This is a genomic window from Streptomyces sp. PA03-6a (assembly GCF_033792765.1).
Taxonomy (GTDB): Bacteria; Actinomycetota; Actinomycetes; order Streptomycetales; family Streptomycetaceae; genus Actinacidiphila.
This window is the reverse complement of record NZ_JARAVK010000032.1, coordinates 15,489-29,159: the sequence shown is the minus strand read 5'-3', so window position 1 is coordinate 29,159 and position 13,671 is coordinate 15,489. Positions and strand designations below refer to the sequence as shown.

Genomic DNA, 13,671 nt, shown 5'->3' with positions numbered 1-13,671 from the left:
GTTGCCGCTCGCGGGGGCTGGTGAAACCGCGCTGAAAGGTCGTTGAACGCGGCGCCCCGCAGACTCCGTCGCATGATGACAACGACCGACGCATCCGCCATCGCAGCCACGGGGCTGCGGAAGTCCTTCGGGGACAAGCTGGTCCTCGACGGCATCGATCTGCACGTGCCCGCGGGCACGGTCTTCGCCCTCCTGGGCCCGAACGGCGCCGGCAAGACCACCGTCGTCAAGATCCTCTCCACCCTCATCACCGCCGACGCCGGCGAGGTCCGCGTCGGTGGGCACGACATCGCCGCCGACCCGCAGGCGGTACGTGCCGGGATCGGCGTCACGGGGCAGTTCTCCGCCGTCGACGGTCTGATCACCGGCGAGGAGAACATGCTCCTGATGGCGGACCTGCACCACCTGTCCAAGCGTGAAGGGCGGCGGGTCGCCGCCGAGTTGCTGGAGCGCTTCGATCTGGTCGAGGCCGCGAAGAAGCCCGCCTCCACCTACTCCGGTGGTATGAAGCGGCGCCTGGACATCGCCATGACCCTGGTCGGGAACCCGCGGATCATCTTCCTCGACGAGCCGACGACCGGCCTCGACCCGCGCAGCCGCCACACCATGTGGCAGATCATCCGCGAGCTGGTCTCCAGCGGCGTCACCGTCCTCCTCACCACCCAGTACCTGGAGGAGGCCGACGAGCTCGCCGACCGGATCGCGGTGCTGAACGACGGGAAGATCGCCGCCGAGGGCACCGCGGAGGAGCTGAAGCGGCTCATCCCGGGCGGGCACGTGCGGCTCCGCTTCACCGACCCGGACGCGTACCGGTCCGCCGCCGACCAGCTGCGCGAGGTCACCCGGGACGACGAGGCGCTGACCCTGCAGATCCCCAGCGGCGGCAGCCAGCGCGAGCTGCGCTCCATCCTCGACTGGCTGGACACGGCCGGCGTCGAGGCGGACGAGCTGACCGTGCACACCCCGGACCTCGACGACGTGTTCTTCGCCCTCACCGCCCCCGCCACCGTCCCCAACCAGTCCAAGGAGAACGTCCGATGAGCGCCTTTTCCCTCGCGGTCCGCGACTCGAACACGATGCTGCGCCGCAATCTGCTGCACGCGCGGCGCTACCCGTCCGCCACCCTGAACCTGCTGCTCGCGCCGATCATGCTGCTGCTGTTGTTCGTGTACATCTTCGGCGACGTGATGAGCGCGGGCATCGGTGGCGGCGGCGCCGATCGCTCCGAGTACATCGCCTACATCGTGCCGGGCATCGTGATGATGACGATCGGCAGCACCGTCATCGGGGCGGCGGTGTACATCTCCATGGACATGAGCGAGGGTCTCATCGCCCGCTTCCGTACGATGGCGATCCACCGCGGCTCCGTGATCATCGGGCACGTGGTGGGCAGCGTGCTGCAGTGCATCGCCAGCGTGGTCCTGGTCGGTGTCATCGCCGTGGCCATCGGCTTCCGGTCCACGGACGCCTCGGCCTTGGAATGGCTGGCGGCGTTCGGGCTGCTGGTGATGTTCTCGCTGGCGTTCACGTGGATCGCGGTCGGTATCGGCATGGCGAGCCCGAACGCCGAGGCGGCCGCCAACAGCGCGCAGCCGTTGATCCTCCTCCCGCTCATTTCGAGCGCGTTCATCCCGGCGGACACGATGCCGGGCTGGTTCCAGCCGATCGCCGAGTACCAGCCGTTCACCCCGGCGATCGAGACCCTGCGCGGCCTGCTGCTCGGCACGGAGATCGGCAGCAACGGGTGGATCGCGGTCGCGTGGTGCGTCGGTCTGACGGTGCTCGGCCACCGCTGGTCGATGGCGCAGTTCAACCGCGATCCGAAATGAGCGTGCGGGCCGCCTCCCGCAGCCCGTCCCGCTTCAGGGCGGCGTACTCCGACACCGCGTCGGCGTACGCCGCCCCGTCGGCGTCTTCGGCGGCCTGCCGGGCGCGGTCGAGGGACATCGTGGGCTGGAAGACCTGTGAGACGTGCAGTCGTTCCGCCAGGGCCAGCAGGCGTACCGCGGACCGGTCGCCCTTGGCGAGCCGTGCCAGACCGAGGGCCAGGACGCGGGTGCCGTAGGTGAGGACCTCACCGGGCGGGCGGGAGCCGTCGGCGAGCAGCGTGAGCAGCCGGTCCTCCAGTTCGGCCACGAGTCCGGCGACCGGTTCCAGCCGTCCTGCGTACGCGTGGGCGGCCACCGCGTGGGCTTCGATCGCCTGTGCCCAGGCGTCCACGGCGGGATCGGCGGGGGGTGAATCGCTGGCGCGTATCCGCTCGACGGCCGTTCGCCATTGCTTGAGGCCGAGTTCGGTGAGGCCGCGGGCGAGCGCGATCTCGGCCCAGGCGGCCTGGTCGGTGGTGAAGTCCGAGGTCTGCTCGTCCGGCTGGCTCTGCTCGACGCGCCGTAGCCACTGCTCGGCTTCGTCCGGATTGCCGCGCTGCAGGCAGGCGAGGACGAGACCGCGGCGCAGGCCCGTGGTGGGGGATTGGTCGCTGAGGTGCGTCAGGGTGTCCAGCGCGGCGAGGAGGTGCTGGTACGCCTCGTCGCCGAGGCCCGCGTCGGCGCACAGTTCGCTGCTGCGGGAGTGGCCGAGCAGCTTGAGGGTCGGGTTGGGTACGGCGTCGACCATGGCGAGCATGCGGCGAGCCGAGGACAGCGCGCGTTCCGGCTCGTGTTCGTACTCCCAGAGGTAGCTGGCCACGCATTCGGCGATGCCCGCGAGCAGGGGTGCGTCGCTCGCGCACAGTTCCTGCAGGGACTCGTAGCCGGGCGGCCGCATGTCCGGGACGGCGCTCAGTACGACGGCCAGTGCGCGCAGCAGGGTGTCGGGCTTCGCGGGCGGCAGTCGGCGCAGGGTGACCAGGTGGCGTGTCCTGGGCGGGCCGTACCCGATGAAGGGGGCGGCGGTGCAGATGGCGCAGAGGGTGCGGGTGACGTCGGTGTGCCGGGCGTCGGGGCGGTAGTGGGACAGGGGCGCCGCGGTGTCGGTCGCCAGGGTGAGGACCCGGTGGAAGCTCGCGGAGTCGGTGAGCCAGACGCCGGCCAGCACCGCGCCGGCCGCCGCGGTGGTGGCGTGGTCCTCGCGGGCGAGGGCGAGGCGCAGGGCGAGCACGAGGTTGTCCTGCTCGGTGCGCAGCCGCGCCCAGTGCCGTAGCGGCTCGAGGCTGAACAAGGCGTCGTGGTTGGTGAGTCCGAAGTTCCGTGCCCAGTCCAGGAACCGGTCGGTGACCGCCTGTTCCTCCCCGGCCGTCGCGCGTCGGGCGGCGCTGAACTCCCGCACCGTCTCCAGCATGTGGAAACGGATTCCGGCCGCGGTGTCAGCGGCTTTCAGCAGCGACTGGTCGACCAGTTGCTCCAGCAGGTACGGCGCGTCGCCGTCGTCACCGAGAAGGTGCTCCGCCGCTTCTTCGGTGAAGCCGCCGGGGAAGACGGACAGTGCCCGCAGCGCCGCCCGGGCGTCTTCCTCCAGGAGGTTCCAGCTCCACTCGACGACGGCGTGCAGGGTGCGGTGGCGTTCGGGTGCGTCCCGGCTCCCGCCGCGCAGCAGCGCGAACCGGTCACCGAGGCGGCGGGCTATTTCGGGGACGGTCAGTACCCGCACCCGTGCCGCGGCCAGCTCCACGGCGAGCGGCAGCCCGTCCAGGTGGCGGCACAGTTCCGCCACGTCGGTGGGCGGGAGTTCGACGTGGTGGCGTGCGGCCCGGGCGCGCTGTTCGAAGAGCTCGATGGAGGTCGCCAGGCTCAGTTGCGGCAGCTGGTAGACCGCTTCTGAGCTCAGCCCGAGCGGTGCCCTGCTGGTGACCAGCACCCGCAGGTCCTTGGACAAGGCCACCAGCTCGCGCACCAGGTCGGCGGTGCCCTCGACGACCTGCTCGCAGTTGTCCAGCACGAGGAGTGTGGGGTCGGTGCCGAGTGCGGCGACGATTTTGGCGGGCGCGTCCGACCCGCCGCCAAGCGCCGACGCCACCTCGCCTGCCACGTCGTGGTCCGTGCTGACTCCGGCGAGCGAGATGAAGTGCACCGTCCGCTGTTCCGCCTGGCGGCTGACGGCGTGCGCGAGGCGTGTCTTGCCCAGCCCGCCGGGGCCGACGATCGAGGCCAGCCGTGAGGAGTGCAGCAGCCCGGCCACGGCCGCGAGATCCTCGTCCCGACCCAGGAGCGGATTCGGATCGTGCGGCACCCCGTACCGGACCGTGGGTGCCTCGACCTGCAGCAGCTGCCGGTGCGCTGCCTTGAGACCGGGGCCCGGGTCGGTGCCGAGGTCGTCGCGGAGTTCACGCCGGTACGTGTCGTAGCGGGCGAGCGCCGCCGACGGCCCGGCCGTGGCCGCCTCGGCGCGCAGCAGTTCGGCCAGTACTTCCTCGTCCCGGGGGGTCCGGGCGAAGACCTCGGTCAGCGGCCCCATGGCCTCGGCCCGTCGTCCCAGCCGGGCGAGGGCGAGCGCGCGGGAGCGTATGAGGGAGTCGTGGAGCGGCGCCCGCTCGGCGCGCAGCTCCGCGACGGGGTCCCCCGTTGTGGCGTCCGTGTCGGGGGAGGAGTCCCAGAAGGCGAGGCCCTCCTCGGCACTGGCCAGGGCGGCCGCGTGATCCCCGGCCCGGGTGTGCCGGGCGCTCGCCTCGGCACACCGGACCACCGCCGAAGCGTCGACCTGCTCCTCGGCCAGCGCGAGCCGGTAGCCGGTGGGGGTGCTGACGACGACGTCGGCGCCGAGCTGGGAGCGGGTCCGGGAGACGAGGATCCGCAGCGCGTTGGCGGGATTGGCCGGCAGTTCGTCCTGCCACAGCCCGTCCACCAGCCGTGCGGTGCTGCATCCGGAGCGCAGCTCGCTCGCGAGCAGCGCGAGCAGCCCGCGCAGCCGGGGCGCGGTGATCTCCTGGCCGCGGTAGGCCACGCGCGACAGGAGAGTCAGGTCGGTCGTCACTCGGTCAGGTTATCGACAGCGCTTGCCCGGGCGGCTGTTCAGGGCTGGGGGAGTGGGGCTGCGGCGGCCACGCGCTCTCGCTCGCCGGCGACGAGCCGGTCCACTGGGTATCCCTTGGCCCTGTGTCTGCCTGGTCGCGCGGAGGTGCCGTCAGTGGCCGGGCCTACAGTCGAGGCATGGAACTTTCCCGCGAGGAACGTGCAAGCTTTCTGGCTGAGTCGCATGTGGCCGCGCTGGGCGTCGCCGCCGGCGACGACCGCGGGCCGTTGATGGTGCCGATTTGGTACGCCTACGAGCCCGGCGGCCTGCCCTGGATCCTCACCGGCGCGGGCTCGCGGAAGATGACGCTGATCAGCGCGGCGCGCCGCTTCAGCCTGCTGGTCCAGCGCACGGAGCCGACGCCCCGGTACGTATCGGTCGAAGGGCCGGTCGCCGAAGTGACCGAGGGGACGAGCGCGCTCCATCGCGAGATGGCCGCCCGCTACCTCTCGGGTGAGGCCCTCGACAGATTCGTGGCCATGGCGGAGGTGGAACTCGCCGATCACGTCGTGGTCCGTATGCGGCCGGAACGCTGGCTCACCGCCGATCTCGGCACGGTCGCATAGCCTTCCGGTTCCGACGTGTGCACGAGCGCCCTCCCTTAAGGCCGTGCGGCCGCCGGCGGCGTGTCAGTACATGGACAGCCCGCCGTTGACCGCGGCGGTGGTGCCGGTCATGAAGGCGTTGTCCTCGGCGGCGTAGAAGGCGACCGCCTGGGCGACGTCCGCCGGGCGCGCGAGGCGGCCGAGAGGGGTGGCGGCCACCTGCCCTTCCTTGACCGCCTCGTCCAGTACGTCCGCCGACACGCGGGTGTCCTCCACGGGACCGGGCGCGACGACGTTGACCGTGATGCCCTGCGGCCCCAGTTCCTGGGCGAGGTAGCGGGCGAACTGCTCCAGCGCGGCCTTGGCCGTGCCGAGCGCGATCATGCCCTCCCGGGGCCGGCGGCTGAGGCCGGTGCCGAGGTAGACGATGCGTCCCCAGCCCTGTTCGGTCATGGCGGGCAGGACGGCCTTCGTGACCGTGAACGCGGCGTGCATCTCGGCGTCCAGCTTGCCGCCCAGCTCCTCCCACGTCATCTCCTGGAACGACGTGACCACGTACGGGATGAGCGCGTTGTGCACGAGCACCTCGATGCCGCCCCATGCCGCCCGGACCTGCTCCACCATGCCCTCGACGGCCGCGACCTCGCGCACGTCGGCCTGCACGGCCATGGCCTGGCCGCCGGCTGCCGCGATGTCCGCCACGACGTCTTCGGCCGCCTTGCCGCTGCGGAGGTAGTTGACGACCACGCGCATCCCCCGGGCGGCCAACAGGCGTGCGGTGGCCGCCCCGATCCCGCTGCTGGCGCCCGTCACCAATGCCACCCTGCCGGTTGCTCCAGTCATGGGGCCGGTTCCTCCTCGTCGTCGCGGGTCGTCGGGATGACCGCCCCGGGTTGTCCGCCGCCGATGCCGTGGCGGCTACGGGGTGGCCCGGCAGCTGCGAGGTGAGCAGCCTCCCCGACCGCCCGGCGGGTGTCCGTACCGGAACGGCTTTTGTCGAGCCGTCGCTAGACGGCTGCGTTCAGCGGCTGCTCCACGTACTGACGTAGCATCACATCGTCGCGACCCGCGGTTGGCTGAGCCGCGCCGAGCCGCCTGAGCGCGGTACCCGCCGTGACGGGGCCCGCGCCGTGCCCTGCGCCAAGGAGCCGACGCTGACGCCGCGACCGGTTCACGCGATGAGCAGGCGGAGGCCGAGATCTGCTGCGTCGAGGTCGGCGAGGTCGCCGTTGCGCTCGGTCCACCGGCCGGAGTCCAGGTCGTCACTGAGGCTTCGCACCGCCCGCTGTTCGGCCTCCGGTCCGACCCTCGTCCACACCGACATCGCACGGCGCACGTGATCCTCCAGATACGCCCCCGGCCGGCGCCAGTACGCCTCGAACAGGCCGTCCGCGCAGTCCCACGGGATGGGTACCGGCTCAGCCCGGGCGCCGATCGCGTCGGCCATCCCGGCGAGCGAGGGAAAATCCGCGAGGACGGCGGCGAACTCGGGCAGGTAGTCGCGGGTGAGCCAGAACCGGTCCTGCCAACCGGGCTCGTCGGTGTCGAACGTGAGCACCACCACGCGGCGGGCCACGCGCCGCATCTCGCGCAGTCCCGCCATCGGATCCCCCCAGTGGTGAACGGTGGAGACGGCCATCGCGGCGTCGAAGGACCGGTCCCTGAACGGCAGGCTCTCCGCGGCGGCGGCCACGCAAGGCGCCGCGCCGGCGGGCCGCTGCCCCCGCATCACCGCCGATGGCTCCACCGCGGTCACGTCGCGGTCAGCAGGCTCGTAGGAGCCGGTGCCGGCCCCGACGTTCAGCACCGTCCGCGCGTCCCCGAGCACGTCCCGGATCTGCGCGGCGATCCGCGGGTCGGTACGCCGTGTCGCGGTGTAGGCGCCGCCGATCGCGTCGTACAGCCGTGCGCCGAGCATCTCGAGTTGCTCCTCCGGCGTCACCTTCAGGCCCTTCGCCCGTGCCTCGAGTTCCCTGTCGATGGCCGTCACCATCGCGTCAGCGCGATCACGCCGCTCCAGCAGCAGGCCGCGCAGTCGGCGCAGGTGCGCGACGGCGTCGGTGGACGCGTCGCCGACGAGTTCCGCGACCTCCCGCAGCCCGAAGCCCAACCGCCGGTAGGCCAGCACTTCCCGCAGCCGCTCCACGTCGCCCGCCGAATAGGCCCGGTATCCGGCTGCGGTCCGCCCCGACGGCTGGACGAGGCCGATCTCGTCATAGTGATGCAGCGTGCGGACGCTCACGCCGGCCAAATCGGCGACGCGTCCCACGGTCCAGTGGTCCTCCACGGCACCCGACTATGCAGCCTGACGCCACGTGAGGGTCAAGGGGCCAAGCACGGCGGCGGTCCGAGTAACCCGGCGCGGAGCCGGGAGACGGCTCAGCCCACCTCGCAACGGCGGCCGCGGCGCCGAGAACACGCCCCGCGCGGACGGCGATCCGGCGGATCGCCGTCCGCACACGGCTCAGGCGTTGGGATCGAAGGGGATGCCGGAGGGCTTGGAGTTGGCGAGGGTGGAGTTGAAGCGGGCGTCGTTGATCTTGATGGTGGCCGAGCCGAAGTCCGCGTTCATGAGCTTGTCCCGGTAGCCCGCCGGGTAGCCCTCCCAGCCGACGAGGCGGGGGTAGAACCAGCCTCCGGTGGCGTTCTCCGGCGGCTCGTCGTTGGTGTTGGCGAAGCGGAAGCAGTGTGTCGAGGCGCCGTCCTTGTGGTACACGATCTTGGGGTGGGTGCCGTCGAAACGGATCGCGGAGCGGGCGGCGATCTGGTAGCCGGAGTGCTGGGACGCCGAGACGTACTCGACCTGGTTGTTGTGGATCCAGACCACGACGTGCTCCCAGTCGTGGGTGTGGCCGATGGCCGCAGGGCCGAGCGTGGCCTGGTCCTTTTCGAAGTAACTGGCGTAGACGACTGCGCACCAGTCGTTGTTGCACTTCTCGCGCGAGTACGTGTTGGCGTTGGCCAGCTGGGCGTAGTCGTGGCAGTGCCCGTTGACGTCCCCACCCAGCTTCAAGCCGGGATTGAGCGTGCCGTCGGCGCCGATGGCGGCCGTGGCGTAGCAGCCGTCCTTGTCGTAGTCGTAAGCCGGGGAGAAGGACTGCTCCAGGCCGTCGGCGTTCTGGGGCAGCAGCTGCAGGACTGAGGCGTTCGCCTCGGCAGGGAAGGCCAAGACCAGCGTCGCGCCGAGCGCGGTCGCGACGGCGCCGAGACGGAGACGGTTGGGAAGCCGATTACCGGCGGACGTTCCAGCGGGATTCCTTCTCGCTGACCTAAGGCTGCGCACGAGAACTCCTCGACATGAAAGAGGGCAAGGGTTCTGCTTGAGAATCCCCTGCCCGACGACTGACGCTCTGCGCGACGAAGTTCCCGGCGTTCCGGAAGGCCGGAGGCTCATCTCCGGTTGTACCTCCGCCTGTTGACGCGTCGACAATTTATCCGAGGCTGATCCGGTGGCGCAAGAACACATTTCTGGATCGGCATTCCCGACATGTCCCGGCTTCCGGTAAGGAGAAGATGCCGGGAAATTAAATATCGCTGTGTATTGACCGACCAACCGGGGACGCCACGAGTGCGCCCCGGAAAAGTCCGGCCGGCGGCCGTGGCCGTCATGCCGTCGCCGAACGCCCGGCGGATGAACTTCGGTTCCTTGGCGGAGCGGTCTCCGACGCCGTCGCGGTCGTGGTCCGCGCCTACGGCACCGCCGAGAACCCGCCGGCAGCAATGGGGCCGTCAGCAGGTCGTAAAGAACACGTAAAGATTGCCGGGATCCGGCAATGTCACGGCGCTGTGCTTCATGACACCATCGCGATGCCTTCGGGCGATCGGCGTGCTGGGGGGTGGGGGCAGGATGGGGTGGTTTCTCGGTCTCGGCATCGCCGGTCTGGTGGTGCTGGCGCTGGCGCTCGTCTTCGACGGCGTGCTGGATGGGCTCTTCGACGGGCTCGGTGGCCTGGACGGTTTGCTGTCCCTGCCCGTGATCGCGGGATTCGTGTCGATGCTCGGCTTCGCCGGCGCGATCGTCCTGGGCACCACCGGACTCGGAACGGCGTTCGCCGCCGGGGTGGGGGTGGTTGCCGGCGGCGTGGCGGGATGGCTGACGTGGAGGTTCGGTCAGGCCTTGATGCGCGGGGGGACTTCGCCGGCGCCGCGTGGCGACGATCTCATCGGCGGCTCGGGCACGGTGGTCACCGCGATTCCGGCGGACGGCTACGGCGAGGTGCTGACGTACCTGGCCGGCCAGCCGGTGAAGCTCGCCGCCAGGAGCACGGTCCCGCTGCGGCGGGGCACCAGGGTGTGGGTCGAGGAGGCACTGTCGACCACATCGGTCGCGGTGCGTCCCGTCGATCACTGAACGCCCGAGGCGTCCGCACCACGTCTTCGTCATTGCTGTTCCGATCAAGGGATTCCTGCATGAGCCCTGTACTCACCGCTGTGGTGGGCATCGTCGTACTCGTCGTACTGCTCGCCCTCGTCGTCATCACCCGCTACAAGGTCGCGGGCCCCAGCGAGGCTTTCATCGTCACCGGCCGTCGGGGCAAGAAGTCCACCGACCCGGAGACCGGCCGGGTCTTCACCGACAACAGCGGCCAGAAGGTCGTGGTCGGCGGTGGCGTGTTCGTCGTGCCCTTCGTCCAGCAGAAGTTCACCCTGGACCTGTCCAGCCGGCACATCCCCGTCGCCGTGCGCGGCGCGGTCACGCTGCGAGGGGTGAAGGCCCACCTGGAGGGTGTCGCGATCGTCAAGGTCGGCGGTACCGAGGACTCGATACGGGCGGCGGCCCAGCGCTTCTTGATGCAGCAGGACGGCATCGTCGGCTTCACGCAGGAAGTCCTGTCCGGTGCTCTTCGCTCCATCGTCGGGCGGATGTCCGTGGAGGACATCATCCGCGACCGTGCGGCGTTCGCCGGCCAGGTGGCGGAGGAGGCGGAGGCCAGTCTGTCCGGGCAGGGCCTGGTGCTGGACGCCTTCCAGATCCAGGACATCACCACCGAGGGCTCCTACCTGGAGGACCTGGGTCGCCCGGAGGCCGCCCGCGCCAAGCAGGAGGCGGACATCGCCGAGGCGGTGGCGCGGCAGGCGTCGGAGCAGGCCCGGCTCAAGGCCGAGGAGGAGATCGCGATCGCCCAGCGGACGTTCGCGCTCAAGCAGGCCGAGATCAAGGCCGAGACGGACGAGGCCGCTGCCCGCGCCGCTGCCGCCGGCCCGCTCGCCGAGGCCGCCCGCAGTCAGGAAGTCCTCGCCGAGCAGGAGAAGGTCGCCGCCCGGCAGGCCGCGCTGACCGACCGTGAGCTGGACACCAAGGTCCGCAAGCCCGCCGACGCCGCGCGCTACCAAGCCGAGCAGGAGGCCGAGGCCCGCCGCATCGCCCTGGTCAAGGAGGCAGAGGCGGACGCCCAGCGTTCCCGGCTGACCGGTGAAGGCGAGAAGGCACACCGCGCCGCACTCGCCGATGCCGTACGGATCGAGGGCGAGGCGCAGGCCGCGGCCATCGCGGCGAAGGGGTCGGCGGAGGCGGAGGCCATGCAGAAGAAGGCCGACGCGTTTGCCCAGTACGGCGACGCCGCGGTGCTGCAGATGCTGGTCGAGGTGCTGCCTCAGGTTGTCGCCAAGGCGTCCGAGCCCCTGGCCGCGGTGGACAAGATGACCGTGATCTCTACCGACGGCGCCGGCCAGTTGACCCGTACGGTCGCGGACAACGTGGCGCAGGGCATGGAACTGCTCAGCTCCACCACGGGAGTCGACCTTGCCGAACTGCTCAAGGGCATCACCAAGCGCGGATCCGAGACGCCGGTACACCCTGAGGCGCCCAACGGACGGGTGGAGATCACCGGCTGACGTATGACGGCGAGAGGCTGGGGGTTGCGCAGGCCGGCGCCGGCAAGGCCAGGCTGTGTGCAGGCACAGGCCCCCCGGCGAGACGGTGAAGGGGTGGGTGTGTGGGCGTACGCCTGTGGGTGTGTGGGCGTACGCCACGTTCTGCGACACAGGGGCCCGCGCCGCCCAAAATGACCCGGACGTGGACGACGTGGCGAAGGGCCTCTCGAGTGGGGCCGACCGCATACGCCGGCCCTACGACTGGGAGGCGTCCTGGCGGGTAATGAAGGCGTCGGCGCATCTACTTGGCTGGACCGCATGCTTCAAGAGCTGTCCGGGGCCTTGTGCCCGATGCCGGCAGGAGTGACGGGCTCATGGCTGGGCAGCGTCGTTGTCAATCCGCCCTGACCTGCGACTGAACCGCCCGCAATCGTCGTGCCGGGCCACGCATGAGTCGGCCACACCACGGCCTGGCGCCTCGCGGCGGCTGCCGGCCGAAAGCGCCGGTTGGCCCGTTCCGCCAACATGATGCACATGCGTACGAAGAGAATCAGCATGCCCAGCACCGGGAGCAGTCCAACGACACGCCAAACCATCAAGACCGAAGGCGGAACCTCCCAGAGGACCAGCGCGCCGTCGAAAAACGCCCTCGTTCCCGCGAGAAGCGGTATCAGTTCCACGTACGTCCGCTGGTAGGGAGCGCCGGCCGGCCTGAAACGTCTCCATCCCCAGCGGGCAATGCTGATCACCGTTCCCGCCGCGAGGAGGACCATCCCGTAATGGCGAACTATTCGCGCTATGTCCTCCGTGGCCGGGTCCAGCACGCTTCCCCCTCGAGCTCGAGGGATCCCTGTACGTCCCCGGTTGCGGGGAGCTTACAAGCAGAGGGAGGAACGGCTTCAAGGCGGCAGTGGCCCTGATGTGGGTCATCCACGCCATCGTGGCGTAGGCGGAATGGGTGCGGCTCACCTTTGCCGGACGGCCGTTCTCCCGGTGTGTCATCCCCCAACCGGTCGTCGTTGGGCTCGGCAGTCGCGAGCCCAGCGACGACCGGCTGGGCGCCGGATCAGGCGCTGCGACCCGGCAGGTCGTGGCCGGCCGCGCGGACGCCGGTGAGGCGTCCGAAGGCGTTCTCCAGGGGTGGCGCACCGGGCTGGAGCACCTCCGCTGCGATGCCGAAGAGGCCCGCGAGGACGGCCTCGGTGACCGCGACCGCGGCCACGCTCTCGCGGTTGGAGACGCCTCGTTCGGCGACCCGGTAGGTGCCGTCCGGGGTCACCTCCATGGCCTGGCCCCACAGGGCGCCGGACGTGGTGCGGTGCGCCCGGCGCAGGATGCCGGCGGCGAGGTCCGGGCGGCCCAGGCGGCACAGGCCGTACGCGGTCGCGCCGGGCCAGGCGGCGAACGCGCCGGCGGCGCCGTGGTCGGGGCGGTCGGAGAACGGGGCGACGGGGTCGCGCGGGTCCAGGGCGCGCATCCAGTCGCCGTCGAGCAGCCGCCGGGTGACGAACCCGACCATCTCCTCGCGGTGCGCGGGGGTGAGGTCCTCGGTCATGTCGGCGGCGACCAGGACGTCGCCCACCCCGACGGGCGGCTGGGTGACTACCTGGACGCATCGGAGTCTGCGGTCCTGGTCTTCGTGACGGGCGCGAGCGTCTGGCGGCGGCCGGACCGCTGGCCGCCCCCGACCACCGGGACGACGTGGTTCCTCCGCGCCTCCGGCACACTGTCGCCCGAGCCGCCCGGCACGGACGAGCCGCCGGCCTGCTTCGTGCACGACCCCGCCGACCCCGTGCCGGTCCGCGGCGGCACCCTGCTGCTGACCGACGCGTATCCCGCGGGCCCGTTCGACCAGCGCGCCATCGAGGCCCGGCCCGACGTGCTGACCTGGACCGGTCCATTGTTGACCGCCCCCCTGGAGGTCGCCGGCCGGATGACCGCGGTCCTCACCACAACGAGCGACGGCCCCGCAGCCTGGGTGGCCCGGCTGTGCGACGTCCACCCGGACGGCACGTCGATCAACCTCGCCGACGGCGTCGCCCGCGCCGAAGGCTCGGGCGGGACGGACCCCCAGGAGGTCCGCGTCGACCTGTGGTCCGCGGCGCACGTGTTCCGCCCGGGCCACCGGCTCCGCCTCCAGGTGACCGCCTCCGCCCATCCCCGCTGGGAGGCCCCCGACACCCCGGGCCCGCGCCGTATCCACCACGCCGCAGACCGCCCCTCACGGCTGGTGCTGCCGGTGGCGGAGTGAGCCTCACCGATACCGATGGCCGGGCACTCCAACGCGGAGCATGGCCGGCCATGACGGGACGAGCCTGACCGCGGCCGACCCGTCAGGATCGGCCGCGGTCAGGCCTTCGCCCAT

At 71.1% G+C, this 13,671-nt stretch carries 12 protein-coding genes; 6 read left to right on the top strand and 6 right to left on the bottom strand.

The window, feature by feature from the left end:
* Nucleotides 1-72 precede the first annotated feature (72 nt).
* Complete coding sequence (locus PV350_RS10875) at nucleotides 73-1,041, top strand: ATP-binding cassette domain-containing protein (RefSeq protein WP_499510133.1); 969 nt, start codon at nucleotides 73-75, stop codon at nucleotides 1,039-1,041.
* The gene (locus PV350_RS10870; RefSeq protein WP_499510132.1) at nucleotides 1,038-1,829 is read left to right on the top strand and encodes an ABC transporter permease; all 792 of its coding nucleotides are present in this window, start codon (nucleotides 1,038-1,040) and stop codon (nucleotides 1,827-1,829) included. The genes PV350_RS10875 and PV350_RS10870 overlap by 4 nt, the downstream gene beginning before the upstream one ends.
* Here PV350_RS10870 and PV350_RS10865 read toward each other — a convergent pair.
* Complete coding sequence (locus tag PV350_RS10865) at nucleotides 1,810-4,908, bottom strand: ATP-binding protein (RefSeq protein ID WP_500333487.1); 3,099 nt, start codon at nucleotides 4,906-4,908, stop codon at nucleotides 1,810-1,812. The genes PV350_RS10870 and PV350_RS10865 overlap by 20 nt on opposite strands.
* Before the next feature lie 176 nt (nucleotides 4,909-5,084).
* Between PV350_RS10865 and PV350_RS10860 the strand changes: the two genes are divergently transcribed.
* The gene (locus PV350_RS10860; RefSeq protein ID WP_500333486.1) at nucleotides 5,085-5,513 is read left to right on the top strand and encodes a pyridoxamine 5'-phosphate oxidase family protein; all 429 of its coding nucleotides are present in this window, start codon (nucleotides 5,085-5,087) and stop codon (nucleotides 5,511-5,513) included.
* 63 nt (nucleotides 5,514-5,576) lie between these two features.
* On the opposite strand, the gene PV350_RS10855 is transcribed toward PV350_RS10860, so the two are convergent.
* From PV350_RS10855 to PV350_RS10845, 3 genes are all read right to left on the bottom strand, one after another.
* A complete protein-coding gene (locus PV350_RS10855; RefSeq protein ID WP_499510129.1) occupies nucleotides 5,577-6,335 on the bottom strand; it encodes an SDR family NAD(P)-dependent oxidoreductase in 759 nt (252 codons plus the stop codon).
* Between the two features lie 328 nt (nucleotides 6,336-6,663).
* Nucleotides 6,664-7,761: a MerR family transcriptional regulator gene (locus tag PV350_RS10850; protein WP_500333506.1), complete on the bottom strand. Its 1,098-nt coding sequence runs from the start codon at nucleotides 7,759-7,761 to the stop codon at nucleotides 6,664-6,666.
* 195 nt (nucleotides 7,762-7,956) lie between these two features.
* Nucleotides 7,957-8,661, bottom strand: coding sequence for an NPP1 family protein (locus tag PV350_RS10845; protein ID WP_499510128.1), 705 nt, complete (start codon nucleotides 8,659-8,661; stop codon nucleotides 7,957-7,959).
* Nucleotides 8,662-9,339: 678 nt separating this feature from the next.
* On the opposite strand from PV350_RS10845, the gene PV350_RS10840 reads away from it, so the two are divergent.
* Nucleotides 9,340-9,843 (top strand): NfeD C-terminal domain-containing protein, encoded by a 504-nt coding sequence (locus PV350_RS10840; RefSeq protein ID WP_500333505.1) that lies wholly within the window; start codon nucleotides 9,340-9,342, stop codon nucleotides 9,841-9,843.
* Nucleotides 9,844-9,902: 59 nt separating this feature from the next.
* Nucleotides 9,903-11,327, top strand: a complete 1,425-nt coding sequence (locus PV350_RS10835) for a flotillin family protein (protein ID WP_500333485.1) — start codon at nucleotides 9,903-9,905, stop codon at nucleotides 11,325-11,327.
* A 302-nt stretch (nucleotides 11,328-11,629) separates the two neighbouring features.
* Here the strand turns inward: PV350_RS10835 and PV350_RS10830 are convergent, their stop codons facing one another.
* Complete coding sequence (locus PV350_RS10830) at nucleotides 11,630-12,079, bottom strand: hypothetical protein (RefSeq protein ID WP_500333484.1); 450 nt, start codon at nucleotides 12,077-12,079, stop codon at nucleotides 11,630-11,632.
* Nucleotides 12,080-12,372: 293 nt separating this feature from the next.
* Nucleotides 12,373-12,861, bottom strand: a complete 489-nt coding sequence (locus PV350_RS10825; protein ID WP_500333483.1) for a hypothetical protein — start codon at nucleotides 12,859-12,861, stop codon at nucleotides 12,373-12,375.
* Between PV350_RS10825 and PV350_RS10820 the strand changes: the two genes are divergently transcribed.
* A complete protein-coding gene (locus tag PV350_RS10820) occupies nucleotides 12,835-13,557 on the top strand; it encodes a CocE/NonD family hydrolase (RefSeq protein WP_500333482.1) in 723 nt (240 codons plus the stop codon). The two genes, PV350_RS10825 and PV350_RS10820, sit on opposite strands and share 27 nt — an antisense overlap.
* Nucleotides 13,558-13,671 lie beyond the last annotated feature (114 nt).